Here is a 26,603-nt window from a genome sequence, read left to right as displayed (position 1 = left end):
ACGGAAACCATCTTTCTTGGGCCCCGGGCTTCTGCTATCAGCGCGCCATGACCACGCCGCTCAGCAATATCCGCAATTTTTCCATCGTCGCTCATATCGACCATGGCAAGTCCACGCTCGCCGACCGCCTCATCCAGATGACGGGCGGGCTCGATCTGCGCGAAATGAAGGAACAGGTTCTCGACTCGATGGATATCGAGCGCGAGCGTGGCATCACCATCAAGGCGCAGACCGTCCGGCTCAACTACAAGGCCAAGGACGGGCAGGATTACGTGCTCAACCTCATCGACACGCCCGGCCACGTCGACTTCGCCTATGAAGTGTCGCGCTCCATGGCCGCCGTCGAGGGTTCGCTCCTGGTCGTCGATGCCTCGCAGGGCGTCGAGGCGCAGACGCTGGCCAATGTCTATCACGCCATCGACGCCAATCACGAGATCGTGCCGGTCCTCAACAAGGTCGACCTGCCCGCTGCCGATGTCGAGCGCGTCAAGACCCAGATCGAGGACGTCATCGGCATCGATGCGTCCGAGGCGGTGGAGATTTCGGCCAAGACCGGGCTCAATATCGATGCGGTCCTCGAGGCCATCGTCACTCGCCTGCCCGCACCCAAGGGCGAACTCAATGCCCCGCTCAAGGCGCTGCTCGTCGACAGCTGGTACGACACCTATCTGGGCGTCGTGGTGCTGGTGCGCATCATCGACGGGGTGATGAAGAAGGGCCAGCGCATCCGCATGATGGCCTCGGGCGCCGTCTACGAGCTGGATCGCGTCGCTGTCACCACGCCCAAGCTGGTCGAGGTCAAGGAACTGGGCCCGGGCGAACTGGGCGTCTTTACCGCCTCGATCAAGGAAGTGGCCGATACCAATGTCGGCGACACCATCACCGAGGACAAAAAGCCCACCCAGAACGCCCTGCCCGGCTTCCGTCCGGCGCAGCCAGTGGTGTTCTGCGGCCTGTTCCCGGTCGATGCCTCGGACTTCGACGAGCTGCGCGCCGCCATGGGCAAGCTCAGGCTCAACGATGCCAGCTTCTCGTTTGAAATGGAAACGTCGGCTGCGCTGGGCTTCGGCTTCCGCTGCGGTTTCTTGGGGCTGCTGCACCTCGAAATCATCCAGGAGCGCCTCAGCCGCGAATTCGATCTCGATCTCATCGCCACCGCCCCTTCGGTGGTCTATGAGGTCGAGCTGACGAGCGGGGAAACCATGCATCTGCACAATCCGGCCGACCTGCCGGACGTGATGAAGATCAAGGAAATCCGCGAGCCCTGGATCAAGGCGACCATTCTGACGCCGGATGAATATCTGGGCGCCATCCTCAAGCTCTGCCAGGACCGGCGCGGCATCCAGACCAACCTGTCCTATGTCGGCCAGCGTGCCATGGTTGAATACGAATTGCCGCTCAACGAAGTGGTGTTCGATTTCTACGACCGGCTGAAGTCGATCTCCAAGGGCTATGCCAGCTTCGACTACCAGCTGGGCGAACATCGCGAAGGTGACCTCGTCAAGCTCTCGATCCTGGTCAATGCCGAACCGGTCGATGCGCTCTCCATGCTGGTGCACCGCAGCGTGGCGGAATCGCGCGGGCGCATCATGTGCGAAAAGCTCAAGGAGCTGATCCCGCCGCACCTGTTCGTCATTCCCATCCAGGCGGCCATCGGCGGCAAGATCATCGCCCGTGAAACCGTCCGCGCCATGCGCAAGGACGTGACGGCCAAGTGTTATGGCGGCGACGCTACCCGCAAGCGCAAGCTGCTCGAAAAGCAGAAGGCGGGCAAGAAACGCATGCGCCAGTTCGGTTCGGTGGAAATTCCCCAGGAAGCCTTCATCAAGGCCCTCAAGATGGGTGACGACTGATCGGTTCGTTTGCAGCTTGCCCGGTCAAGGCAGGCTGAAGGACGAGCGCGCGCAGTCATTGGCCTGCCAATAGCGGTCCACCGGCGTGTAGGCGCCATAGGCGAGTTGCTCGACCAGGGCGGCAAAAGCCATGGCCCGGCATTCATCGGGGCCGGCAACCACATGCACCATCTCGTGAAGCATGGTCAGCCGCCGCAGAGCATCGGCGCCAGTGCTGGAAAATTGCGGGCAGAGCACGAGCCGGACGCGCCCGTTCTCGGGCGGAATGCGCACATAGGCGGCAAAGCGCGCGCAGGCACCGCTTTTATCCTGGGCCTCGGCGATATCGAGCGCAATTTCTCCGCCCCAATGGCCTGAAACAAAGCGACCATATTGTAGGGCATCGGCATAGGCGCGCGTGTCGACGCCCATGGTCTGGGCGCCCAATTGGGGAGCTGCCCGGGCATAGGCGTCAAGCGCATCGGCCCGTGCCTGGGCGACGGGCTGGGCCTGAGCCACATTGATGGTCAGCAGAGCAAAGGCGGCAAGAAGGACCGGTTTGAGCAAGCGCATGGCCCTTCTTGCCTGTTAAGCGGGGCAGCCGGCAAGAGGTCACCGACCGCGCCCCCCGCTTATCGCTTGAGGAAATCCAGCAGGTCGGCGATCAGCTGGTCCTTGTGCGTTGCAAAGAGCCCGTGGGGGGCGCCCTCATATTCCACGAGGGTCGAATTGGCGATGCCCTTGGCTGCCGCACGACCGGCCGCATCAATCGGCACGGTCTTGTCGGCGGTGCCATGCACGATCAGCGTCGGCACGGAGAAGCTCGCGAGGTCGGGACGGAAGTCGGTGGTCGCGAAGGCTTCGGCACAGGCCAGGGTGGGGCGCAGACCCGCCTGCATCGCCACGAGCCAGGCGTGATGGGCCTCATCGTCCGAGGTGGGATGATCGAGCAGCGACAGACCGAAGAAGGTCTTGAAGAAGTCCGTGAAGAACTTGGCCCGGTCCGCCTTCATGCCCTCGGTCATCCCGTCGAACACATCCTGGGGCGTGCCGTCGGGATTGTCCGCGGTCTTGAGCATATAGGGCACGACCGAGGCAACGAGGCCAGCCTGTGTGACATTGCGGCCGCCATGACGCGACATGTAGCGGGCCACCTCGCCTCCACCCATGGAAAAACCGATCAACGCGGCGTCTTCGGCATCTGTGGCTTCGATCACATCGGCGAGGTCATCGCTGAGCGTATCGTAATCATATCCGGTCCAGGGCTGGTCGGAGCGGCCGAAGCCACGCCGATCATAGGCAATGGCGCGATAGCCGGCATTGGCGAAGGCCAGGGCGCCATCGTCCCAACTGTCGGCCGAGAGCGGCCAGCCATGAAGAAGGATGACGGGACGACCTTCGCCCCATTCCTTGAAATAGAGTTCAGTCCCGTCCCGGGTCTCGAGGTAAGGCATGAAGAAATTCCTTAAGCAATAATCTCATTCAAGCCCGAAATGGCTCCCGCGTTCCGCAATCGTGATCGTCGCAACACAAAGTGATCGACGTGTCCGGCCGGCAACACCGGAGGCAATCTCGTCCTCTGCCCCATAAACCGGCCACATTTGACGCGGAAAAGCGCAGTCGTGCTGCCATGAGCGGCGGAAGCGCCGGAGCTGGACCGGTTAACCGCTCGCTTACCAATTGTTTCCCTCAATGGAGGAACAAGGTAGAAGCAGCGTGATCCCCCTCTGCGACAGGTTTGCTTGATGGATTTCCGTATTTCGGCCGATGACCGTGTTGGTGCCCCTGCCGGCAAACAAAGCCGGCCGCAGCAACGCCCCGCGGCTAAAAGCCAGCGCGTCGAACCCCGCATGGCCGCAGCGTCGACCGGCATGGGCCAGACCATGGCCTTTTCGGTGGATACCGAGCGTCCGGCCGGCGGCAATGGGGGCGGCGGCAAGCCGTCGAAATCGGGGGGCAAACCGCCGCGCAAGGGCAAGGCCGAGCCTGCCCGGCCGCGCAAGAAGAAACGCCGCTCGGGCGGATTTCTCATCGGCCTTTTGTGGTGGGGCTTTGTCGCCTGCCTCTGGGGCGGGCTGGCCGTTATCGGCATCATCGTCTATTACGGCGCGCAATTGCCGGCCGCCAATACCTGGGCCATTCCCGAGCGTCCGCCCAATATCCGCATTCTTGCCGCCGATGGCACGCTGATCTCCAATCGCGGCCAGACCGGCGGCGAAGCGGTGACCTTCCGCGAACTGCCGCAATATGTGCCGGCCGCATTCATCGCCTCCGAAGACCGCCGCTTCATGAGCCATTTCGGCGTCGATCCGATCGGCCTGATGGCGGTTGCGGTGGAATCGGTGCAGGCCCGCGGCGTGACCCGCGGGGCGTCCACCATCACCCAGCAGGTGGCCAAGAACCTCTTCCTCACGCCCGACCAGACCCTGGGCCGCAAGGTCCAGGAAGCCATCCTTGCCGTCTGGCTGGAGCAGAACTTCACCAAGGAAGAAATTCTCGAACTCTACATGAACCGGGTCTTCTTCGGACAGGGTGCCACCGGCATCGAGGCCGCAGCCCAGACCTATTTCGGTGTCTCGGCGCGCAATCTCTCGCTCGGCCAGGCTGCGATGCTCGTGGGCATCCTGCCGGCGCCTTCTGTCTATAATCCCAAGACCAATCCCGACCGCGCCCGCGAACGGCAGCGCCTGGTGCTCAATTCGATGGCGCAGGAAGGCTATATTACCCGCGAGGAAGCCGATGCTGCCCGTATCGATCCCGACCAGCAGGTCCGCACTGTGGTGCGCGGCTCGGAATCCTACGTCGCCGACTGGGTCGAGAGCCTGATGACGTCCTATATCGGCGATATCGAGAACGACGTGATCGTGCAGACCACCATCGACTACAAGCTGCAGCGCGATGCCGAATTCATCGTCAAGGAAGCCGTGGCCAATGAAGGCAGCAATCGCGGCTTCAGCCAGGGTGCGCTGGTGGCCATGGATGTCGATGGCAAGGTGCGCGCCATGGTCGGGGGCGTCGATTACCAGGCCAGCCAGTATAACCGCGCCGTGACCGCCAAGCGCCAGCCGGGCTCGACGTTCAAGCCGTTCGTCTACTTGGCCGCCATGGAAAAGGGCTATACGCCCGATACTTTGGCCGAGGACGCCCAGTTTGAATACAATGGTTGGAGCCCGCGCAACGCGACCGGCAATTATGCCGGCACGGTAACGCTGCGGCAGGGTCTGGCCTATTCGCTCAACACCATTGCCGGGCGGCTGGCCATCGACGTCACCCCCGAAAAGGTGGTGGAAGTGGCCATGCGCATGGGCATTTCGTCCAACCTTACCCCGGTGCCGTCCATCGCGCTGGGCACCCAGGAAGTGAACCTGCTCGAGCTCACCAGCGCCTATGCTCCCTTCGCCAATGGCGGCAATGGCGTCATTCCCAACGTCATCACCAATATTTCCGATGTCGAGGGCAAGGTGCTCTACGAGGCCTCCGATGCCGGCCCCGGCCGGGTCATCGATCCTACCGTGCTGGCCCAGATGAACGACATGCTGGAGACGGCGGTGGAAGTTGGCACGGGCCGTGGCGCCAGCGTCGGCGGCTGGGAATATGCGGGCAAGACCGGCACGTCCCAGGAATCTCGCGATGCGCTGTTCGTCGGCTATACCTCGGCCATGGTCACCGGCGTGTGGCTGGGCAATGACGACAATCGCGGTACGCGCCTCTCCGGCGGCAACGTGCCGGCATCGATCTGGTCGCAGTTCATGGCCAAGGCGCATGAAGGGCGCAGCCCGGCTCCGATCCCGGGCGGCTCCTATGCCGGCCAGATGATCGCCCAGCAGATGATCGACCCCAATACGGGACAGCCGCTGATCGATCCCAATACCGGCCAGCCCATGGTGCAATATGTCGATGGCGGCACGGGCCAGCCGGTCCAGACCATGACCGACCCGGCCACCGGACAGACCTATGCCATTGATCCCACCACAGGCCAGCCGATCGAGGGCCTGCAACCGGTGCAGGGACAATCGGCCAATCCGCCGATCCAGACCGGTGTGATGACCGATCCGGCCACAGGCATGCAATATGATGCCACGACCGGCCAGATGATCACTGACGGCACGCAGCAGGGCGGCTGGGAACAGTTCGACCAGGGCCAGAGCGTCACCTATGACGCCAATGGCCAGGCCATCGACCCGGTGACCGGTTATCCGCTGCAGGGCCAGAGCAACGGCTTTGACAACAGCGCCCCGATCGATCCCGATACCGGCCTGCCGATGATCCTGGTGGTGGACCCGGCCACCGGCGAGCAGGTCTGGGTCCCCAGCGCCCCGGCCGCGCAGAACCAGCAGGTCTATGTCCAGCCCCAGCAACAGGGCCAGTTCGCCCCGCCTGCCGATATGGGCCAGCAACCGGTCTACCAGCAGCAGAATTCTCAGCGGACGCTGATGGACCTGATCTTCGGGAACTGACCTTTCTGACCACCACGCACAAAAAAGGCCCCGGGAAACCGGGGCCTTTTGCATTGGTAGCTTGTGTGCCTAGATCACGAGGATCGGGGCGCCGTTGGGCACCCGATCGTGCAGGTCGATAATATCCTGGAACAGCAGCCGGACACAGCCGCTCGATACGGCGGTGCCGATCGTGGCCACGTCCATGGTGCCATGCACCCGGTAGAGCGTGTCGCGATTGCCCTGGTGGATGTAGAGCGCGCGGGCACCCAGCGCATTGAGCAGGCCCGGCGGCTGGCCATGGCGATACATTTCCAGCTCGGGCTGGCGCTCGATCATTTCGGCGGGTGGGGTCCAGACCGGCCATTTGCGCTTGTAGGCGATGTGGCCCTTGCCGCTCCATTCGAAGCCGGCCCGGCCCAGGCCGACGCCGTAACGCATGGCGCGGCCATTGGGCATGGTGAAATAAAGGAAGTAATTGGCCGTATCCACCACCACCGCGCCTTCGGCCTCACCGGTGGTGTTGGCCACTTCCTGGCGCCAGTAGATCGGGTTCATCATGGAAATATCGGCCGCAGGAACCGGATGGTCTTCCTCGGGGCGCGCGGCATACATCGCCAGGATTTCGGGCGGAACAGCTGGCCGAACCGGCTCGGACGGGGCGGTACGGGTAGCGCCGGTGGTGGTACAACCGGCAAGGGCAAGGGCGCCGAAGCTGGCAAGACCAGCCAGCACGGCGCGGCGCGACAGGGTCGCGTCGGAAACAATCGACATCATCATATCCTCGGCCACAAAAGGCCATGAGCGGGAAGAAAGGGCGGGCTTTTCTTCAGGAGGATATGGGCGGTCGCAGCGGCAGCGGGTTGGACCAGCGCTGGTCGGTGGCATGAGCCTGCGGGATGGGCGCATCGCATTCCGGCGCCAGCGGCAATAACGGCGCGGTGACGGGAATGGCCTGGTGCGGTCCGCAGGGCATGACGATGCCCGAGCCAAGGTCGATCTCCCCGCGCTGGATCTGCACCACGACGGGAATGGCCACGTTGTTCTCGTCCACATGGTTGAGGACCACGATGGGCGTGCTGACATAGCGATGGGCATGCGCGGTCGTCGTCCCGGCAAGGGACGCGAAGGCGAAGATCAGCGCGATGAGGGCGACGAGGCGGTGCATGCGACCTGTTAGGCGCTCGATTGCGGCAGGAACGGGGCACGAAGGGGCCTCACGCCCCTTCTCCGGGCGCCTGCCAGGCCATTAGTGCGCGACCGTGTGCTTTTAGCCACGCCCGGCCTTTCGCCATGTCGGGCAAGGTGCGCTCGACCTCGGCCCAGAAGGCGGGCGAATGGTTCATTTCCAGAAGATGGGCCACTTCATGCGCTGCGACATAATCGAGCACGTGGGGCGGAGCCAGGATCAGTCGCCAATTGTAATTGATATTGCCAGTGGACGAACACGAGCCCCAGCGGCTCGACTGGCTGCGCATGCGCACCTGCCGGACAGTGACGCCCAACCGCGCCGCGTGCACCGCGCTGCGGGCCTGCAAATCCGCCAGCGCTTCGGCCTTGAGCCAGTCATAAAGCCGGCGCGGCAGATGTTCCGGGCTTCCCGGGACAAGCAGGATCGGGCCATCGTCGTCGGCGCCGGGCTGGACGCGACCGCGGAGCTGGCCCGAGGCGACGACGCGATGCGGCACACCCCGCAGGGGAAGATCAATGCCTTCAGCCAGAACCTGTCCCTGGGCCGTCCGCGGCAGGCGGGCTGCCAGCCAGTGCCGATGCCGATCGAGGAACGCCTCGGCATCGCTCCAGCGCGCCCCCTCGGGCACGCTCAGTAGCGGCCCGGTCGAGGGCAGCGACAGCCGGAAGGAGCGCGACCGCTTGCTCACCCGCACGGCGACAGCCGTCCGCACCCCATCGAGATCGACATGGGTGACGCTGGGCGGGACGGGTCTTTGCCGCAGGAAAGAAAACATCGGCACGGGAACAAAGGAATCGACTGCGCCAGTCTAGCGCCGCGCGCCGGGCAATGCGCATAAAAATGGCGCCCCTTTCGGGGCGCCGCAGTGGCCGTTGGGAAGAACCGGCTTCAGGAGATCGGGAAGTCGGGAGCTATAACGGGCTAGCCGTTATTTGGGTTGCCCCAGCTGTCCTGATTCTTTGGCGCCTGATCGCCGTAGCCCTGGCGGTTGCCGCGATGTTCGCTCATGAAGCGGTCGAATTCCTCGCGATCCTTGGCCTTGCGGAGGTTGGCCATATATTCGTGGAAGGCGTCGATCTCGGCGTCGAGACGGGCGCGTTCCTCTTCGAGGCGACGCAATTGCTCGGCACGATAATCGTCAAAGGCGGCATTGCCCGAGCTGGCATAAGTGCTGCGGCCGAAGCCGGCATTCTTGGTATTGCTGCGCACGTAGCTGCATCCTTTGTTCCAGTAGGCCTGGGCCTTGTCGGCAGAGCCGCCGAACTTCTCACCCCACAGGATGTAGCCGAGCACGGCCAGGCCCAGGGGCCAGAAGATCACAAAGCCAAGGACCATGAGGCCGATGGTCAGAGGCGACCATTGAGGTTTGATGATTGCTGTGTTCATGTCGTTCAGTCTCCCAGTCACGATGACCCTAAAATGGCCCCGGCCGGCACAGGATCAAGAATGTGCCTGTGGATTTTTTGGTCTTGAAATACGCGCAAACTTACCTAACGCCACTTGTGACAGCCGTCCGCGCCGCTGAAAATGGTGCCCGTTGCGTGAAAAAATGGGCTATGAGGAGGCCATGACCAGCCCCTCGCCGCTGCCCAATCTGTTTCCCGCCGGATGGCGCCCGCTGCGCCTGCAATCGCTGCTCGTGCTGCGCTGGCTTGCCGTGGTGGGGCAGACGATCGGCGTGCTCTTTGTCTATCTGGGGCTTGGCTTCCCGCTCCCGCTTCTGGCCTGTCTCGGGCTGATCGCGCTTTCCGCCGCGCTCAATATCGGCCTTGTCTGGCGCTTCGGCGCCAATATGCGGCTCACCCCGCGGGTCGCGGCGTTGCAACTGACCTTCGACCTCTGCCAGCTCGGGGGACTCCTGGCCCTGACCGGGGGGCTGCAAAACCCGTTCTCGCTGCTGCTGCTGGCGCCCGTTTCGGTCTCGGCCACGACGCTGCCGCAGCGCCAGACCCTCCTGATCGCGTTTCTGGCCTGCGCCGTCGCCTCGCTGATTTCCGTCGTGCACCTGCCCCTGCCCTGGGACCCGGCGGAGCGGCTGGTCTTTAACCGCATCTATGTCATCGGCATCTGGGTGTCGATCATTTGCGGCGTGGTCTTTATCGCCGCCTATACCAATAGGGTGGCCCACGATTCCCGCCAGATCGCCGATGCGCTCTCGGCGACCGAGCTGGCCCTGTCGCGTCGCGAGCAGCTGTCGGCGCTCGATGGGCTGGCTGCCGCTGCCGCGCACGAGCTGGGCACGCCGCTCTCCACCATCGCCCTGGCCGCCAAGGAAATGCGCGCCGAGGTGGAGGAGGGCAGCCAATTGGCCGAGGACGTGGAGCTGATCATCGCGCAATCGGCCCGGTGCCGGGCCATCCTCGCCAAGCTGCGCAATCTGGGCAACGAGCCGGCCGATCTCTTCGCCGAAGCCCCGCTTACCGACATCCTCGCCGAAGTCGCCCGCCCGCATGAAGGACGGGGAAAAGTCATCCTGTTCTATTCGGAAAAGGCGGCCGGCGCAGCGCCGGTCTTCCCGCGCTCGGTAGGGCTGCTCTACGGGCTGGGCAATCTCATCGAGAATGCCACCGATTTTGCCACCCAGACCGTGCGCATCGAAAGCGCCTGGGACCCGGCCGAGATCACCGTGTCGATCACCGACGACGGCAAGGGCTTTGCGCCCGAGCTCATCGCCCGGCTGGGCGAACCCTATCTCACCAGCCGCCCGCGCGATCCGGCGGGGAGCGACGCGCATCAACCGGGCGGGCTGGGCCTGGGCATCTTCATCGCCAAGACCTTGCTGGAGCGAACCGGCGCCCGGCTGCGTTTCGACAATGCCGAACCGGGCGGACACGCGCGGGTGACCATCGCCTGGCAGCGCAATGCATTGGACCTGCGATCCGGTGGGTGAATTTTGACGTATCGTCAGCAAGCGATTATGGAAAAGCCATGAACACGATCGAAGATCTTCTGGCGACCGATCCGAGCCTGCTGCTCGTGGACGATGACGTCGCCTTTCTGGGCCGCCTCGAACGCGCAATGGCGCGGCGGGGCTTCGAAGTACGCATTGCCGGCAGCGTTGCCGATGGCCTGGCGGCAGTGGCCGAACGCCCACCGGCCTATGCCGTGGTCGACCTGCGGCTCGAGGACGGGAACGGGCTCGACGTGGTGTCGGCCCTCCACCAGAAACGCGCCGATGCGCGCGCCATCGTGCTGACCGGCTATGGCAATATCGCGACTGCCGTCACCGCCGTGAAGCTCGGGGCAATGGATTATCTTTCCAAGCCTGCCGATGCCGACGATGTCATCAATGCTCTGCTGGCCACCGGCGAAGACAAGCCCGAGCCGCCGGAAAACCCGATGTCGGCCGATCGGGTGCGCTGGGAGCATATCCAGCGCGTCTACGAGCTCTGCGACCGCAATGTCTCGGAAACCGCGCGCCGGCTCAACATGCACCGGCGCACCTTGCAGCGCATCCTGGCCAAGCGCGCACCGCGCTGATGTCGGCTGCGAACTGAGCGGTTATCCATCAAGGCCAGGCCGGCTTCTGTCGGATGGCCCGGCCTGCTAAATCTCCCCACCGGGGAGATTTAGCCGCGTCGTGGCTACTGGCTAGACGTCCAGATTGGAGACGTTGAGGGCATTGTCCTGGATGAAGTCGCGGCGCGGCTCGACCAGGTCGCCCATCAGGGCGGTGAAGATCTGGTCGGCTTCGTCGGTCTGGTCGATCTCGACCCGCAGAAGCGTGCGGGCATTGGGATCGAGCGTGGTTTCCCAGAGCTGCTCGGCATTCATTTCGCCCAGGCCCTTGTAGCGCTGCAGCGACACGCCCTTGCGTCCGGCATCGGTCACCGCCTTGAACAGGCTCGCCGGGCCATAGATGGAGATCGTCTCGCCCTTGCGGGTCAGCGTCGGCACGCCGCCGAACAATTCGTCCAGCCGCTCGGCCAGCTGGCGGAGCTTGCGCGCATCCGCGCTCTGCAGCAGCGCCCGGTCGATCTGGTGGGTCTCGGTCACGCCGCGCACGGTCCGCGAAAAGGCCAGCGCCTCCTCGTCGGTGACCTGCCCGCTCCAGCCGCGCTCCAGCTCGTCGGAAATCCGGTCGAGACGATTGGCAACGCGCTTGAGCGTTTCCTCGCTGCGCTCGGGATCGGCCATGCCGTCGGGGTCCAGCCCGCCGACGATGGCGGCCTGCTCGACCAGGTTCCGATTGTAGCGGGTGTTGAGATTGTTGATGGCTTTGACGATGTCGCGCGACTGCTGGAGAATGGTCAGCAGGTCATGCCCGGCATGCTCGGCGCCGTCACGGGTCTTGAACACCGCATCCTCGATGCCGCCCTGGAGCAGGTAATCCTCCAGCGCCACCTCGTCCTTGAGATAGAGCTCGGACCGGCCGCGGGTCGCCTTATAGAGCGGGGGCTGGGCGATGTAGATATGGCCCCGCTCGATCAGCTCGCGCGTCTGGCGATAGAAGAAGGTCAGCAGCAGGGTGCGGATGTGGGCGCCGTCGACGTCGGCGTCCGTCATGATGATGATCTTGTGGTAGCGCAGCTTGTCCGGATTAAACTCCTCGCGGCCGATGCCGGTGCCGAGCGCGGTAATCAGCGTGCCCACCTGATCGGACGAGATCATCCGGTCGAACCGGGCGCGCTCGACATTGAGGATCTTGCCGCGCAGCGGCAGCACGGCCTGGTTGGAGCGGTCGCGGCCCTGCTTGGCGGAGCCACCGGCCGAGTCGCCCTCGACGATGAAGATTTCGGACTTTGCCGGATCGCGTTCCTGGCAATCGGCCAGCTTGCCCGGCAGCGACGAGATTTCGAGCGCGCCCTTGCGGCGGGTCAGTTCTCGCGCCTTGCGGGCCGCTTCGCGCGCGGCAGCGGCCTCGGCCACCTTGCTGACAATGGTCCTGGCCTCGTTGGGATGCTCCTCGAACCACTGGCCGAGCTTTTCGTTGACGATGTTCTCGACGGCCGGGCGCACTTCGGAGGACACCAGCTTGTCCTTGGTCTGGGACGAGAACTTGGGGTCTGGCACCTTGACCGACAGCACGCAGGTCAGCCCTTCGCGCGTATCGTCGCCCGAAAGCGTCACCTTTTCCTTCTTGGTGATGCCCGAGCTCTCGGCATAGCCGGTCACCTGGCGCGTCAGTGCGCCGCGCAGGCCGGCCAGATGCGTGCCGCCATCCCGCTGGGGGATGTTGTTGGTGAAGCAGAGCACGTTCTCGTGGTAGCTGTCATTCCATTGCAGCGCCACCTCGACGGTAATGCCGTCTTTTTCCGAGCGCATGACGATCGGCGTTTCGATCACCGGCGCCTTGGACTTGTCGAGATATTTGACAAAGGCTTCGAGCCCGCCCTCGTAGAACAGCTCCACCTCGACCGGCTCGGGGTGACGGCGGTCGGCCAGCAGGATGCGCACGCCCGAATTGAGGAAGGCCAGCTCGCGCAAGCGATGTTCGAGCGTCTTGAAGTCGAACTCCACCATTGTGAACGTGTCGGTCGAGGGCAGGAAGGTGATTTCCGAGCCGGAGCGCCCGTCATAGGTGCCGGGCTGCTTGTCTTCGACATAGGTATCCACGACCTTGAGCGGAGCGTCGGCTACGCCATGGGTGAAGCTCATCTCGTGGATTTCGCCATCGCGGCGGATGCGCAGCTTGAGAAAGACGGAAAGCGCATTCACCACCGAGACGCCCACGCCATGCAGGCCACCGGACACCTTGTAGGAATTCTGGTCGAACTTGCCGCCGGCATGGAGCTGGGTCATGATGACCTCGGCTGCCGAAACCCCTTCTTCCTTGTGGATGCCCACCGGAATGCCGCGACCATTGTCGATCACCGTGCAGGAGCCGTCGGCATTGAGCGTCACCGTGACGAGGTCGGCATGGCCTGCCAGGGCCTCGTCGATGGCGTTGTCCACCACCTCGTAGACCATGTGATGCAGACCCGAGCCGTCGTCGGTATCCCCGATATACATGCCCGGGCGCTTGCGCACGGCGTCGAGCCCCTTGAGCACCTTGATGCTGTCGGCGCCATACTCGTTCGGGGTCGGGTTTTCGCTGTCGCTCATGAGATCCGAATCAGTCGTTAAAACTCACGTTCCGTTCTATCGGAACAGGGGGCAAACCCCAAGGAAATTGGCCGTTTCGAGCCCATTTCCGGGGGATTTCAGGGCCGCAGCTCCAGCCGGCCGTCGCGGACCGAAATGCGCTGCGCCCGGTCACCCAGCGCCTCGAAGAGCATGGCGTCCGTGCCAGTGAGGAAACATTGCGTTCCCAGCCCGTCCAGCGCCAGGAAAAGCGCCCGCCTGCGGTCCGGATCGAGATGGGCGGCAATCTCGTCGAGCAGCAGGAAGGGCGTGATCCCCGTGCGCAAGCGCACCAGCCGCGCATGGGCCAGGATCAGCCCGATCAGCAGCGCCTTCTGCTCACCGGTGGAGCCGAGGGCTGCCGGCATGTGCTTTTGGGCATGCAGCACTTCGAGATCGATCCGGTGTGGACCCGATGTGGTGCGTCCTGCCGCCCGATCAAGGCTGCGCAGGGCATGCCAGCGTTGCGCAAGGAGGCTCTCCAGCGCTGCCGAGGTGGCCGGTTCGGGCACATCGTCGAACAGGGGCGTCAGCGACAGGATGGCCGCTGGGAAACTGGCATCGTCGAGACTCTCGGCGATCAGTGCCTGCAGCGAAACCAGGCTGTCGGTGCGGTTGAGATGAACCGAGGCGCCCAATTCGGCCATCTGCGCCTCTACCGCCGAGAGCCAGCGCGGATCGCCATCCTCCTCGAGCAGCCGGTTGCGCTGGCGCATGGCCTTTTCGAAGTCGGAGACGGCCGAGGCATGGGCAGGCACGAGCGTCGTCACGAGACGATCGAGAAAGCGCCGCCGGTCGCCGGCCGGGCCGGAAAACAGGCCGTCCATGGCCGGGGTCAGCCAGAGCACGCGCAGATAATCGCTCATCGCCTCGATGGAGCGGGCATTGGCGCCGTTGATGCGCACGCGCCGCCCGCCTTCGGGCGTCGCCCCCGTGCCGATATCGGCCGGGCCGTCATAGGCCTCGATGGAGGCGGCAACCGCCCAGGGCAGGTCGGAACCCTGCGATTGCAGCGTCTCAAAACTGGCCCCACGCAGGCCGCGCCCCGGAGAGAGCACAGAGACGGCCTCGAGCAGATTGGTCTTGCCCGAGCCATTGGAGCCGGTCAGCACGACATGGCGGGAATCGAGATCAAGCGCGGCCGAGGCATAATTGCGAAAGGCGGTGAGGCGCAGGCGGGAAATGTGGCGGATCATGATGTCACTCCGCGCCGCCCCCATTCCTTTGAGGTTGAAAGTGATCGAATATGCCGCACATCCGGGCCCTGAGAGCATAGCTCTTCAGGCCTCGTCAGCTCAAATCGCTCCACTGGCGCGATTTCCCCTTCGGGACGCAGCCTAGACCCGCATCGGCATCAGCACGTAGAGGGCGTTGGCCTCGCCCTCTTCCTTGACCAGGGTCGGGGAATTGGCGTCGTTGAACAGGAAGACCGCATTTTCCGAGCGGATCTGCTGGATGATGTCGAGCAGGTATCGGGCATTGAAGCCGATTTCAAACCCGTCAGTGTCGAAGTCGACGGCCACTTCCTCGCTGGCAGTGCCGTGATCAGGATTGGTAACCGAGAGCTCGAGGAGCCCGCTCTGCGCCGACAGCTTGACCGCCTTGCCGCCGCGATCCGAGGCGATGGTCGAGACACGATCCACCGCAATGGCGAAACCGGATTTGTCGACCAGCATCTGCTTGTCGTTGTTCTTGGGGGTCACGCGGTCGTAATCGGGGAAGGTGCCCTCGATGAGCTTGCTCAGCAGCACGACCGTGCCGACGGTGAAGCGGATCTTGGTGTCGGAGACCTCGACCTTCACGTCGCCGTCAACGCCATCGAGAAGCTTTTGGACTTCGCCCACGGTCTTTTTCGGCACGATGATGCCGTGCATGCCCTCGGCGCCAGAAGGCGCGGCGATTTCGGCGCGGGCCATGCGGTGGCCGTCGGTCGCCACGGCGCGGAAAAGGCTGCCCGTGGCGCTGTTCTCGACGGCATGGAAATAGATGCCGTTGAGGTAGTAGCGCGTTTCCTCGTTGGAAATGGCAAACTGGGTGCGTTCGATCAGCTCGCGCAGCGAGGCGGCGGCGATATCGAATTCATGGGCGAAGGCGCCCGATTTGAGATCGGGAAAGCTGTCCGGCGACAGGCAGGCGAGGTTGAAGCGCGAGCGGCCGGAAGTCAGCACCATGTTCTCGCCGCCATCGGTCTCGAGCCGCACTTCGGACCCGTCGGACAGCTTGCGGACGATTTCGTAGAGCGTATGGGCCGGCACGGTGGTCGAGCCAGGCGTCGAAACCATGGCCGGCAGGCTCTCGGTCACCTCGATGTCGAGGTCGGTGGCGCGCAGCTCGACGCGGTCATCTGCGGCCTTGAACAGCACATTGGCCAGGATGGGATAGGTGTTGCGACGTTCGACGACGCGATGCACATGGCTCAGCGACTTGAGCAGATGGTTGCGTTCGAGCGTGACTTTCATGTTCTCAACCTACCCTGACACTCAAAAACCCGCCCTTAAAGACGGCAAACCCCGGCGAACCGGGGCTTGGACATTTACAATTCGTTGATGAAAAGGCAAGGGCGGGCGGCGGATTGCCACGGGAAAGTGGCGATGGTGCCGGCCGCTGCGCGGGGTCTGCGGAATTCGCGCCCTGCGCCAGCCATCCGCCCGCAGGTCTCTCAGCCTGCTTCGGACGTTTGGCCCTAAAATCGCTTCACCGGAGATATCTTGCGCTGCGTGCCGCTGGAAGGCGCCTCTGGAATTCGTGCCCCTGCGAGCGTAGCTCTTCGGGCGGAGTCACATCAAAACGGTCCACCGGACCGTTTTGAGCCCGCCTTTGGCGGGTCGGTGACTACTCTTCCAGCATGCGCTTGAGCAGCTCGATTTCCTGGCCCAGTTCCAGGTCGTCCTTGATCATCTGCTCCACCTTGCGCACCGAGTGGAGTACGGTGGTGTGATCGCGGCCACCGAAGCGCCGGCCGATTTCGGGCAGCGAACGGGCGGTCAGCGCCTTGGCCAGATACATGGCGATCTGGCGCGGACGCACCACGTCGCGCGAGCGGCGGGCCGAGAGCAATTCGTTGCGCGGCACCTTGTAGTGGCGCGACACGGCCTTGAGAATGTCCTCGATGCGCACGCGCTTGGCGTCACGGGCCCGGATCAGGTCGGCCAGGGTCTTTTCCGCCAGCGGCACGGTGATCAGTTCGCCGGTCAGCTGGTTGGCGGCCACGAGACGATTGACGGCCCCGTCGAGATCGCGGCCATGGCTGACCACGGCCCGCGCGATGTAATCGATCACCGCATTGGGAAATTGCATGCCGAAGCGGGCATTCACCTGCTCGGCGCGGCGCTGCACGATATCGCGGCGCAGATCGAGGTCGAAGGTCGAGATCGGCACCACAAGGCCGCCGGAAAGGCGCGAGCGCACCCGCTCGTCGAGCATTTCGAGATCGCGCGGCGGCGCATCGCCGGCAACCACGACCTGCTTGGCGCCGGTCAGCAGCGTGCCCAGCGTATGGCCAAATTCGGTGGCTGACTTGCCCTGGAGGAATTGCATGTCGTCGATCAGCAGCAGGTCGACCCGACGCAGCCATTCCTTGAAGCCGAGCGCGCTCTGGCGCTGCACGGCGGTAATGAAATGGTACATGAAATGGTCGGCGGTCAGATAGACGATGTTCTTGGACGGATCGGCTTCCGAGACCGCATGGGCGATGGCATTGAGCAGGTGCGACTTGCCCAGGCCAACGGTGGAATGAATATAGACCGGATTGAAGGTCACGGTATTGTTGATCGCGGCATTGGCCAATTGCTTGGCGACGCCGAAAGCCATTTCGTTGGCCGAGCCGGCCACGAAGCTATCGAAGGTCATGCGCGGATCGATGGCGCTGCCCGAGAGGGCATCGCCCTTGGCATTGTCGCGGACGAGGCGCGGCGTCGCAGGCACGGGAGCGACCGGAACGGGCTGGGCGGAGGATGCAGCCGGGGCTTCCTGCGCCGTCTCGGTCGTGGCGGCGGCAAGACGCGGACGCGCCTGGCCATTGACCCGCATGGTCACCTGCAGGCGCCCGGCATCGGGCACGTCATGGCGGAAGGCTTCCAGAATGCGCTCGGCATAATGGGACTGGACCCAGGAGCAGAGGAAGCGGGTCGGGGCCGACAGATGCACGAGGTCATCGACCAGTTCCTCGAGCTCGAGACGGGCAAACCAGGACGTGAACACATCCTCGCCGACACCGGCCTTGAGGCGAGCCCGCACGCGGGCCCAGAGATCACGCTGGGTATCGGAAGCTGGATCGAGCATGACAGGTTTGCCGCCTTGGGTAGAGAGAGGAAGGGAGGGTGCGCTGGTCTCGGACCAGTCATCCCTTCCCGCAGTCGCCTGTCGCATCATTGGTTCTAGCCCCATTAATTCTATCGCCCGGTCCGCATAGCCCGGTCGTTGCTGTTGTTATCCGCTGCGTCCCGGCTCTTTCTGAACCTTTTTCGGACACAGCTCCGCCCCCACGCCCGCTCGACACGGGCGCACGTTTCCTTCGGTGGCGGACCACCGCTTCCCTATCGACCTATCCCTTGAACCCGGCCTGAACCGACCGGCGGTCTCTTCTGAACGTTGCCAAGTCCAATTTCACCGGCCACGCCGAGGCGCAACCAACAATATCTTCATCGGCTTTTACTCCCCGGCATCGCTGCCGGTACTGCCCCAAAACCAGGCCCGTTTCCGGTCCCGGCCGGTGGTTCAGAGGATCGTTCCACCCCTCTTTTTCCCCGCCGGCAAAAGTACATTAGTGGGTGGTTCTGGGACCCGCAACACGTGAATCATTGAAATAGGGGCTTGACTCTGAACTGAGGAAATCCGCACCCGCAGCCCTTGAAAAGGGCGGTCTGGCAAGGGCCTGTGACTCAACGCAGATTCCAACGCTTAGGGTAGAAAGCCATGGTGAAAAATTTATTCCACCTGACGCTGTTTTCATCTCCAGCGGCTCAAGCCGGGCCCCAGGGGCGATGCCTTCAAGGCATTGGAGTGTCTTGAAAAAAACGCCAGCGCACCCGCCAATCCCGTCGCATCGACTGTGTCACCCACTCGTCATGTGACACTTTGATGGCGGAAAAGCTTACCCCATGCACGTACCAACAAAAAGGGCTCCTTGCGGAGCCCGTTTTCGTCGTTCCGTGTCGGCCGTTCCGGCGCCACGGACCCTTGTGCAATCAGACCGCGAGAGCCTTCACGCGGCTGTTGAGGCGGGAGACCTTGCGCGAGGCGAGGTTGGCATGGACAATCCCCTTGCCGGCAGCGCGGTGGATTTCCGGCTCGGCAGCCTTGAGAGCAGCAAAGGCGGTAGCGTGATCACCGGCGGTGATGGCTTCCTCGACCTTGCGGATGAACGTGCGCACGCGGCTACGACGCGACTTGTTGACCGCGGTGCGGGCAGCAATCTTGCGGGTGGCCTTCTTGGCTGACGGCGTATTGGCCATGTGGTCCTCTTGAGCGTCCTGCCGGCCGGTCCTGCACCCTTGATGGCGCCAAATCCTGCCGGAATAAAATGAAAGCGGCGGCACGCTGCCGCCAAGTCGGTGGGTCTATAGGGGATAGGCGGGGAGGCGTCAACTGGATTCGGGGCTCGGACCCGTCCCGGTGCGCCACCTCTCTGCCGCCAGACCGGTGAGCGGTCCGGGTCACGGCGCTTTCTGGCACACCGGACAATAAAAGGTCGAGCGCCCCGATTGTACGATCCTTTTGACCACGCCGGTGCAGAGCGGGGTCGGACAGGGATCATCCTCCCGATCATAGACGGCGAAATTGTGCTGGAAATAGCCTGCGCCCTCGACGCTTCTGAAATCCCGGATCGTCGAGCCGCCCACCTCGATAGCCGCGATCAGCACTTCGCGCACGGCGGCGGCCAGCAGGTCCAGTGCCTTCTTGGGCGCACCATCGGCCTTGACCAGGGTTCTGGCCTCGATATCGGGCCGGATATGGGCGCGATGCAGCGCCTCGGCCACATAGATATTGCCCAGCCCGGCAACGACACGCTGGTCCAGCAGGGCCGCCTTGATCGGTGCCTTCTTGTCCTTGAAGGCTTCCGCCAGACCCTGCGCACTGAAATCATTGCCCAGGGGCTCGGGACCAAGGCCCTTGAGATATGGGCTCTCCTCGATGTGATCGTAAAGATCGATGAAGCCGAAACGGCGGGGATCGGCGTAGATCAGGTGGCTCTGGCCGTGGTCGGGATGGGTCACCTGGCAGATCATGTGGTCATGCTTGGGCGCCGTCCCCGGCTCGTAATAGCGCGGCGGCTTGTCGATGCCGTGTTCGGCAAAGCGCCACGAACCGGTCATGCCCAGATGGCTGAGCAGGGTCTTGCCGCTGGAGAGTTCGAGCAGGAGATATTTGGCGCGGCGCCCCACCTGCATGACGGTCTGGCCCTCGAGCGCAGCCTTGAGCCCCTCTGGAAAGGGAAACCGCAGATCCTTGCGATTGAGCGTCACCGCGTCGATCCGCGCTCCCGTGAGCCAGGGTTCGAGGCCTCGGCGGACGGTCTCGACCTCGGGCAATTCGGGCATGGCAATCTCCTTCACCCTGCGCGCCTTTGCGCATGGGCATTTTCCGACGCCTTATATATGGTGCGCGCAATTCATTCGAGCATCGAGGTCCGATCATGGCCCAGCCTGGCGAAACCACCCATTTCGGCGACCGCATCGTCGCCCTCGAGGACAAGCAGGGCCTGGTGGACAAGGTGTTCCACGACGTCGCCGACCGCTATGACCTGATGAACGACCTGATGAGCATGGGCGTGCATCGGCTCTGGAAAGACGCCATGGTGGCCGAGCTGGCGCCGCCCAAGGCCGGGACGCGTCCCTATCGGGTGCTCGACATGGCCGGGGGCACCGGCGATATCGGCGAGCGCATCGTCAATCGCTCGCTCGGCTATGCCGAGGTCGTTGTGTCCGACATCAATGCCGACATGCTGCGGGTCGGGGAAGAGCGCGCCACGGGCTGGCGCTATCCGGGTCAGGTCAGTTTCGTCCAGGCCAATGCCGAAGACCTGCCCTTCGAGGACAACAGCTTCGACGCCTATACGATCGCCTTCGGCATCCGCAACGTGCCGCGCATCCAGAAGGCGCTCGAGGAAGCCCATCGCGTGCTCAGGCGCGGCGGGCGCATGCTCGTGCTCGAATTCTCCCAGGTCGACCTGCCCGGCTTTGATGCGCTCTATCGGCTGTATTCGGATCGGGTCATCCCGCCCATGGGCCGGGTGGTAACGGGCGACGCGCAACCCTATCAATATTTCATCGAGTCGATCCGCAAGTTTCCCGAGCCCGGCCGCTTCTCCGCCATGCTGACGGAGGCGGGCTTCCGCCGCGTCAGGCACCAGAGCTTTACCGGCAATATCGCGACCCTGTTTTCGGGCTGGAAGATCTGACGCATGGGTCTGGGGTCTACCTTTCGCCTGATCCATGCCGGCTGGGTGCTGGCGCGCGAGGGCGCTTTTTCCATCCTGCCGGCCGAATCGCTGCCGCCGATGATGAAGCTGGGCATTTCCATGGCCCGGCTGATCGAGCGCCCCTCGGTGCGCCGGACGGGCAGTGTCGAGCGGCTCAACGCAGCGCTTCACAAGCTCGGTCCCAGCTTCGTCAAGTTCGGCCAGACGCTGGCGACCCGCCCCGATATCGTGGGCGCGCAGGCCGCCGCCGATCTCTCCGGCCTTCAGGACCGGATGCCGCCCTTCGACCCGGCGCTGGTGCCCACCATCCTCAGCGATGCCTTGGGCGCCAAGGCCGCTCAGCTGACCGAGATCAGCGCGCCCATCGCGGCGGCCTCCATTGCCCAGGTGCACCGCGCAATCCTGCGCAAGCCGGGCGACGCGCCCAAGCGGGTAGCGGTAAAATTGCTGCGCCCGGGCGTCTCCGAACGCTTCCACGCCGATACCCAGGCGCTTTATGCCGGTGCCCGCCTCGCCGAAGCCTTTGCCCCCGCCAGCCGGCGGCTGCAGCCCACCCAGGTGGTGCAGACGCTCGACCATTCCATGCGCCTCGAACTCGACCTGCGCCTTGAGGCCGCCGCCATTTCGGAAATGGCCGAGAACATCAAGGACGACGAGGGCTTCCGCATTCCGGAAGTGCAATGGGACCAGGTGGCGCAGAACGTGCTGACCACGACCTGGGTCGATGGCATCCCGATCCGCGACCATGCCGCCATCGACGCCGCCGGCATCGACCGCAAGGCGCTGGCCGCCAAGCTGTTGCAGGGCTTTTTGCGCCATGCCATCCGCGACGGCTTCTTTCACGCCGACATGCATCCGGGCAATCTTTTCGCCGATCCACGCAGCGGCGACGTCATTGCCGTGGATTTCGGCATTATGGGCCGGATCGGGAAGTTCGAGCGCCGGTTCCTCGCCGACATTCTCTACGGCTTCATCACCCGCAATTACCGGCTCGTGGCGCAGCGCCATTTCGACATCGGCTACGTGCCCGCCCATCAATCGGTGGACGATTTCACCCTCGCCATCCGCTCCATCGGCGAGCCGCTGCATGGGCGCAAGGCCACCGAGATTTCCATGGCCAAGGTGCTGGGCCAGCTCTTCACCATCACCGATCTCTTCCAGATGCGCACGCGCCCCGAACTGGTGCTGCTGCAGAAATCCATGGTGCTGGTGGAAGGGGTGGCGCGCAATCTCGATCCCGAGCTCGATATCTGGACCATTGCCGAGCCGGTCGTGGGCGATTGGCTGCGCCGCGAGGAAGGCCCGCTGGGCCGCATCGAGGATTTCTCGGGCCATCTCACCCGCATGGGCGAGGCGCTGGGCCGCGTGCCCAATCTCATTGCCCAGGCCGAGCTGGCGCTGGCCGAACACCGCGCCATGGTCGACCGCCCGCGCGACGGGCTGATGCGCTCCGGCATGCTGGCCGTGCTGGGGGCTGCCTTTGTGTTCCTGATCGTGATGACCTGGAAGATGCTGTTGAGCTGACAGCATCTTCGGGCCCGGGGGCTTGCAGCCCATAAGCCTTTCCGCCACCCTGACGGCAGGCGGCAGGATCGTTCGCCACTGGAGAAAGACATGCGCCTCATGGGTTTGGGAAAGACCATTGCGGTCGGCCTTTTGGGCCTGGCCCTTTCCGGCTGCGTGGATGTCGATATCGATGTGGCGCTGACCAGCGCGACCACTGCCCGCGCCACCATGACCCAGACCATGTCCGCCGACGTCTATGCCATGGTCAAGATGGATGCCGAGAGCGCTGAAACCAGCGAGCCCGGCTTCTGCGACGAAGGCGATCTAGTCGAAAACGCCGATGGCAGCGCCACCTGCACCATGACCGAACAAGGCGCCTTCGCCGATCTCGACCTCGGCCAGAGCGAAGGTGGCATCAGCTTCACCGCAGCCGGACCCGGCCTGGTGCGCCTGGCTCTGCCCACGGCCGAGCTCAATGCCGGTCTCGACCTGGACAGCGACATGGATGAACAGACACGGCAGATGGCCATGGCCTTCTTCGAGGGCCATTCCATCAGCGTCACCTTTTCCGGCCTCGAAATCGTCGACACCAACATGACCCGGTCCGCGGACGGGCTCAGCGCCAGTCAGGCCATTCCCATGACCGGGCTCATCGAGGGCACGCTGGCCCTGCCCGACGAACTCTTCGCCATCGTTCGCGCGCCCTGATGATGACCGACGTCACCATAAGCCTTCGCTTGCTGCCGCATGGCGCGGACCTGCCTCTGCCAGCCCTCGCCAGCACCGGCGCCGCCGGCGCCGATCTGCGCGCAGCGGTGCCGGCCGATGCACCGCTCCTGCTGCAACCGGGCCAGCGCGCCCTCGTGCCCTGCGGCTTCGCCATGGCTCTGCCCGAAGGCTTCGAGGCGCAGGTGCGGCCCCGCTCCGGGCTTGCCGCCAAGCATGGCGTCACCGTCCTCAACGCTCCGGGCACCATTGATGCCGATTACCGGGGCGAAGTCATGGTGATCCTGATCAATCTGGGCGAAGACGCCTTCCCGATCGCCCGCGGCGACCGCATCGCGCAGATGGTGGTCGCCCCGGTCGTCACACCCCGTTTTATCCTTGTGGAGGACCTGGATGCGACCGCACGCGGTTCAGGCGGCTTCGGCTCGACAGGCCGGGCTTAAGGCCTTCATGGCGGGCGCCCTCGCCGTCCTCCTGCTCTGTCTGGGTGCCATTTCCGCCCTGGCCGGAGACCGGGCGCTCATCAACTATCTCGGCTATTCCACCGATTTGCGCCATTTCGCCTTCGAGGAATTCGGCATCCAGGATGGCTCGGGCTTTGCCTATGCCAATGTCTACGTGATCGATCTCAGGACCGACAGCTGGGTCGCCGGCACGCCCATTAGGATGCGGAGCGACGATCAGGCGGTGACCCTGGCCACCATCCGGGCTCAGGCCATGACGAAAGCGGGCGCCGTTCTTGCCGATCTCGATATCGGCGTGCCGGTCGAGATTGCCGCTCTTTTGGGCGACGGCGTGCCCGACGCGGATGGCAAGAGCCTCGTCTTCGGCGCGCCGGCCTATCAGCCGGGCAGCGTGTCGGGGCGCCATGAGCTCAGCCTTTCCGCCTTTCCTGCCGAGGCGGCGAACCCCTGCATGGACTGGTTCGCAGCGGCGCCGCTGGGGTTCGAGCTTACCCTCTCCGAGGACGGCACTGCGCGGCGCGTGCACCGTGACGCGGCCCTGCCCGCCGCGCGCGGCTGTCCGCAGGATTATCGACTGCACAGCGTCGTGATGCCCTTTGGCGGGCTCGCCCTCGAGCATGCCGTGGCCATCGTTTCGAGCTATCCCGGCGGCTTCGAAGGCCCGGACCGGCGCTTCCTGGCGGTGCCCCTTGCCCCCTGATCCCCCGCTAAGCCCCGAGGAAACCCGGCGCTATGCCCGCCATCTCGCTCTCAAGGGCATGGGCGGCGCCGGACAGCAAAAACTCAAGGCTGCGCGCGTGCTGGTGGTGGGCGCGGGTGGCCTTGGCAGCCCCGCCATTGCCTATCTTGCCGCTGCCGGCATCGGTACGCTCTCGATCATCGATGCGGATGCGGTCTCGCTGTCCAACCTTCAGCGCCAGATCGTGCATGACAGTGCCGCAATCGGGCGGAACAAGGCCGAAAACGCTGCCGATTTCGCCACGGGGCTCAACCCAAATGTGCAGGTCGAGCCCCTGCCCCATCTCATCGGCCCGGACAATGCGGAAAGGCTGGTGCGCGGCCATGACATCGTGCTCGACGGCACGGACAATCTGGTGGCGCGCCGCGCGGTCGCCGACAGCGCCGCACGGCTGGGCGTGCCGCTGGTTTCGGGCGCGGTGTCGATGTTTTCCGGCCAGGTCACGGTCTTTGCCCCCCATCTGGGCGGGCCGCGTCACGAAGCGCTTTATCCGGCCGAGGCCAGCGATGACGCCCTGCCCTCCTGCGAAGCCAATGGCATATTGGGGCCCGTCACCGGCATCATCGGCTCGCTCATGGCCATGGAGGCGATCAAGCTCGTCACCGGCATCGGCACGCCGCTGATCGGGCGCCTATTGGTCTATGACGGACGCGACGGGCACTTTTCCGAAATTGCCTATTAGCGTCGCCGGCAACCTTCGAACGGCTCGCAGAGTTGCCGCCCCAAAGGAGAGCGCGGCATGAGCGATGATGACCTGACGGACGCAGAATTGGCAACGCTGGCCCGGTTTGCCGGACCTGAACAGCCCGAAGACGTCGACCCGCAGCATTTCGCCGCGCTCCTGGCCCTGGCGCTGCTCGAGCAGAAGGAAGGCGGCCCGGTGCTGACACGATCAGGCCGCGAGCGCCTCGCCGCGTGGAACGGCGCGCGCTGAGGACGCTGGGCCCCGTCAGGCGTCGGGGTGCTTGAAGACCAGGGCTGCGTTGGTGCCGCCAAAGCCGAAGCCATTGGACAGCACATGTCCCAGATCGACATCGTCGCGGCGCTGGCGAAGGATCGGCATGTCCTGGAAGGCCGGATCGAGCGTTTCGATATTGGCGCTCTCCGCGATGAAGCGATGCTTCATCATCAGGATCGAAAAGATCGATTCGTGCACGCCGGTGGCGCCCTGGCTGTGGCCGGTCAGCGACTTGGTGGCCGAAATGGGCGGACACTTGTCTTCATTGCCGAAAACGGCGCGCAGGGCTTCGATCTCCTTGAGATCGCCCACGGGCGTCGAGGTGGCATGGGGATTGATGTAGTCGATGGGGGCCTTGATGTTCTGCAGGGCCATGCGCATGCAGCGCTCGGCGCCTTCGCCCGAGGGCGCCACCATGTCGACCCCGTCCGAGGTCGCGCCATAGCCGACCACTTCGGCCCAGATCTTGGCGCCGCGCGCCTTGGCATGTTCAAGCTCTTCGAGCACCAGCACGCCCGCACCGCCGGCGATGACGAAGCCGTCCCGATTGGCGTCATAGGCGCGGCTGGCTTTGGCCGGGGTCTGGTTGAAGTCCGAGCTCATCGCGCCCATGGCGTCGAAGAGGTCCGAAAGCGTCCAGTCGAGATCTTCGTGGCCGCCGGCAAAGACGATGTCCTGCTTGCCCAGCATGATCTGCTCATAGGCATTGCCGATGCAATGCTTGGAGGTCGCACAGGCTGCGCTGATCGAATAATTGATACCCTTGATGCCGAAGGACGTGGCCAGCGTCGCCGAGGCCGTCGAGCCCATGGCCTTGGGCACGGCCAGCGGCCCGATACGCTTGGGGCTGGTATTCTTGCGGACGGTGTCGGCCGCTTCCACGATGGTGCGGGTCGAGGCCCCGCCCGACCCCATGACGATACCCGTCATGGGATTGGAAATATCGCCCGGCTCGAGGCCGGCATCGGCGATGGCCTGCTGCATGGCAAGATAATTCCAGGCCGCGCCCTTGCCCATGAAGCGGGTGACGCGGCGGTCCAGTGCCTCGAAGGGATCGAGACGCGGGTCGCCCTTGACCTGGCTGCGAAAGCCGAGCTCGGCATAATCCTCGGCAAAGACGATACCCGGCTTGGCGTGGCGCAGGCTGTCGGTGACCTCGTCGAGCGAGTTGCCGATGGAGGAAATGACACCCATGCCGGTGACGACAACTCGTCTCATATGATCCTCAGCTTGATAATTCTTCAGGGCGCCCGCAAGGGCGACGCCA

24 protein-coding genes are annotated in these 26,603 nt (G+C 64.2%); 11 read left to right on the top strand and 13 right to left on the bottom strand.

Annotated features, from left to right (window positions below):
* The first annotated feature begins 47 nt into the window (after positions 1 to 47).
* Positions 48 to 1,853 carry a translation elongation factor 4 gene (gene lepA, locus VE26_RS15515; protein ID WP_046106026.1) on the top strand — a complete coding sequence of 602 codons (1,806 nt, stop codon included), beginning with the start codon at positions 48 to 50 and terminating at the stop codon, positions 1,851 to 1,853.
* 24 nt (positions 1,854 to 1,877) lie between these two features.
* Here lepA and VE26_RS15510 read toward each other — a convergent pair whose 3' ends face one another.
* Together VE26_RS15510 and VE26_RS15505 are read right to left on the bottom strand one after the other, a co-directional pair.
* Positions 1,878 to 2,405 (bottom strand): hypothetical protein, encoded by a 528-nt coding sequence (locus VE26_RS15510; RefSeq protein WP_046106025.1) that lies wholly within the window; start codon positions 2,403 to 2,405, stop codon positions 1,878 to 1,880.
* 59 nt (positions 2,406 to 2,464) lie between these two features.
* Positions 2,465 to 3,286 carry an alpha/beta fold hydrolase gene (locus VE26_RS15505; protein WP_046106024.1) on the bottom strand — a complete coding sequence of 274 codons (822 nt, stop codon included), beginning with the start codon at positions 3,284 to 3,286 and terminating at the stop codon, positions 2,465 to 2,467.
* 396 nt (positions 3,287 to 3,682) lie between these two features.
* Between VE26_RS15505 and VE26_RS15500 the strand changes: the two genes are divergently transcribed.
* Positions 3,683 to 6,289: a PBP1A family penicillin-binding protein gene (locus tag VE26_RS15500; protein WP_160297858.1), complete on the top strand. Its 2,607-nt coding sequence runs from the start codon at positions 3,683 to 3,685 to the stop codon at positions 6,287 to 6,289.
* A 69-nt stretch (positions 6,290 to 6,358) separates the two neighbouring features.
* On the opposite strand, the gene VE26_RS15495 is transcribed toward VE26_RS15500, so the two are convergent.
* The 4 genes from VE26_RS15495 to VE26_RS15480 form a co-directional block, all read right to left on the bottom strand.
* A complete protein-coding gene (locus VE26_RS15495; RefSeq protein ID WP_046106445.1) occupies positions 6,359 to 7,042 on the bottom strand; it encodes a L,D-transpeptidase in 684 nt (227 codons plus the stop codon).
* Positions 7,043 to 7,097: 55 nt separating this feature from the next.
* The gene (locus tag VE26_RS15490) at positions 7,098 to 7,436 is read right to left on the bottom strand and encodes a hypothetical protein (RefSeq protein ID WP_046106023.1); all 339 of its coding nucleotides are present in this window, start codon (positions 7,434 to 7,436) and stop codon (positions 7,098 to 7,100) included.
* A gap of 49 nt (positions 7,437 to 7,485) precedes the next feature.
* Positions 7,486 to 8,235, bottom strand: a complete 750-nt coding sequence (locus VE26_RS15485; protein ID WP_046106022.1) for a M48 family metallopeptidase — start codon at positions 8,233 to 8,235, stop codon at positions 7,486 to 7,488.
* Between the two features lie 146 nt (positions 8,236 to 8,381).
* Positions 8,382 to 8,846: a DUF2852 domain-containing protein gene (locus tag VE26_RS15480; protein ID WP_046106021.1), complete on the bottom strand. Its 465-nt coding sequence runs from the start codon at positions 8,844 to 8,846 to the stop codon at positions 8,382 to 8,384.
* 181 nt (positions 8,847 to 9,027) lie between these two features.
* On the opposite strand from VE26_RS15480, the gene VE26_RS15475 reads away from it, so the two are divergent.
* Positions 9,028 to 10,350: an ActS/PrrB/RegB family redox-sensitive histidine kinase gene (locus VE26_RS15475; RefSeq protein WP_046106444.1), complete on the top strand. Its 1,323-nt coding sequence runs from the start codon at positions 9,028 to 9,030 to the stop codon at positions 10,348 to 10,350.
* Positions 10,351 to 10,388: 38 nt separating this feature from the next.
* Entirely contained in the window at positions 10,389 to 10,940 is a 552-nt protein-coding gene (locus VE26_RS15470) for an ActR/PrrA/RegA family redox response regulator transcription factor (protein WP_046106020.1), read from the top strand.
* A 111-nt stretch (positions 10,941 to 11,051) separates the two neighbouring features.
* Here the strand turns inward: VE26_RS15470 and gyrB are convergent, their stop codons facing one another.
* From gyrB to mutM, 6 genes are all read right to left on the bottom strand, one after another.
* A complete protein-coding gene (gyrB, locus tag VE26_RS15465) occupies positions 11,052 to 13,505 on the bottom strand; it encodes a DNA topoisomerase (ATP-hydrolyzing) subunit B (RefSeq protein ID WP_046106019.1) in 2,454 nt (817 codons plus the stop codon).
* 98 nt (positions 13,506 to 13,603) lie between these two features.
* A complete protein-coding gene (gene recF, locus VE26_RS15460) occupies positions 13,604 to 14,719 on the bottom strand; it encodes a DNA replication/repair protein RecF (protein ID WP_046106443.1) in 1,116 nt (371 codons plus the stop codon).
* Positions 14,720 to 14,860: 141 nt separating this feature from the next.
* Positions 14,861 to 15,982, bottom strand: a complete 1,122-nt coding sequence (gene dnaN / locus VE26_RS15455) for a DNA polymerase III subunit beta (RefSeq protein WP_046106018.1) — start codon at positions 15,980 to 15,982, stop codon at positions 14,861 to 14,863.
* A gap of 373 nt (positions 15,983 to 16,355) precedes the next feature.
* Entirely contained in the window at positions 16,356 to 17,804 is a 1,449-nt protein-coding gene (dnaA, locus tag VE26_RS15450; RefSeq protein ID WP_046106017.1) for a chromosomal replication initiator protein DnaA, read from the bottom strand.
* A gap of 905 nt (positions 17,805 to 18,709) precedes the next feature.
* Positions 18,710 to 18,976 carry a 30S ribosomal protein S20 gene (gene rpsT / locus VE26_RS15445; RefSeq protein ID WP_046106016.1) on the bottom strand — a complete coding sequence of 89 codons (267 nt, stop codon included), beginning with the start codon at positions 18,974 to 18,976 and terminating at the stop codon, positions 18,710 to 18,712.
* Between the two features lie 201 nt (positions 18,977 to 19,177).
* Positions 19,178 to 20,062, bottom strand: a complete 885-nt coding sequence (mutM, locus tag VE26_RS15440) for a bifunctional DNA-formamidopyrimidine glycosylase/DNA-(apurinic or apyrimidinic site) lyase (RefSeq protein ID WP_046106442.1) — start codon at positions 20,060 to 20,062, stop codon at positions 19,178 to 19,180.
* Between the two features lie 95 nt (positions 20,063 to 20,157).
* On the opposite strand from mutM, the gene ubiE reads away from it, so the two are divergent.
* The 7 genes from ubiE (at position 20,158) to VE26_RS15405 (ending at position 25,312) form a co-directional block, all read left to right on the top strand.
* A complete protein-coding gene (ubiE, locus tag VE26_RS15435) occupies positions 20,158 to 20,922 on the top strand; it encodes a bifunctional demethylmenaquinone methyltransferase/2-methoxy-6-polyprenyl-1,4-benzoquinol methylase UbiE (protein ID WP_046106441.1) in 765 nt (254 codons plus the stop codon).
* A 3-nt stretch (positions 20,923 to 20,925) separates the two neighbouring features.
* Complete coding sequence (ubiB, locus tag VE26_RS15430) at positions 20,926 to 22,467, top strand: 2-polyprenylphenol 6-hydroxylase (RefSeq protein WP_046106015.1); 1,542 nt, start codon at positions 20,926 to 20,928, stop codon at positions 22,465 to 22,467.
* A gap of 90 nt (positions 22,468 to 22,557) precedes the next feature.
* Complete coding sequence (locus VE26_RS15425; RefSeq protein ID WP_152658868.1) at positions 22,558 to 23,157, top strand: hypothetical protein; 600 nt, start codon at positions 22,558 to 22,560, stop codon at positions 23,155 to 23,157.
* Positions 23,157 to 23,618 (top strand): dUTP diphosphatase, encoded by a 462-nt coding sequence (dut, locus tag VE26_RS15420; protein ID WP_046106013.1) that lies wholly within the window; start codon positions 23,157 to 23,159, stop codon positions 23,616 to 23,618. The genes VE26_RS15425 and dut overlap by 1 nt, the downstream gene beginning before the upstream one ends.
* Complete coding sequence (locus tag VE26_RS15415) at positions 23,569 to 24,339, top strand: DUF2259 domain-containing protein (RefSeq protein WP_084620586.1); 771 nt, start codon at positions 23,569 to 23,571, stop codon at positions 24,337 to 24,339. The genes dut and VE26_RS15415 overlap by 50 nt, the downstream gene beginning before the upstream one ends.
* The gene (locus VE26_RS15410) at positions 24,329 to 25,060 is read left to right on the top strand and encodes a HesA/MoeB/ThiF family protein (protein ID WP_046106011.1); all 732 of its coding nucleotides are present in this window, start codon (positions 24,329 to 24,331) and stop codon (positions 25,058 to 25,060) included. The genes VE26_RS15415 and VE26_RS15410 overlap by 11 nt, the downstream gene beginning before the upstream one ends.
* Positions 25,061 to 25,117: 57 nt before the next feature.
* Entirely contained in the window at positions 25,118 to 25,312 is a 195-nt protein-coding gene (locus tag VE26_RS15405) for a hypothetical protein (RefSeq protein WP_046106010.1), read from the top strand.
* A 15-nt stretch (positions 25,313 to 25,327) separates the two neighbouring features.
* On the opposite strand, the gene fabB is transcribed toward VE26_RS15405, so the two are convergent.
* Positions 25,328 to 26,554 carry a beta-ketoacyl-ACP synthase I gene (gene fabB / locus VE26_RS15400; protein WP_046106009.1) on the bottom strand — a complete coding sequence of 409 codons (1,227 nt, stop codon included), beginning with the start codon at positions 26,552 to 26,554 and terminating at the stop codon, positions 25,328 to 25,330.
* Positions 26,555 to 26,603 lie beyond the last annotated feature (49 nt).

The organism is Devosia chinhatensis (assembly GCF_000969445.1).
GTDB classification, from domain to species: Bacteria; Pseudomonadota; Alphaproteobacteria; order Rhizobiales; family Devosiaceae; genus Devosia; species Devosia chinhatensis.
This window is presented reverse-complemented; position numbering and strand designations above follow the sequence as displayed.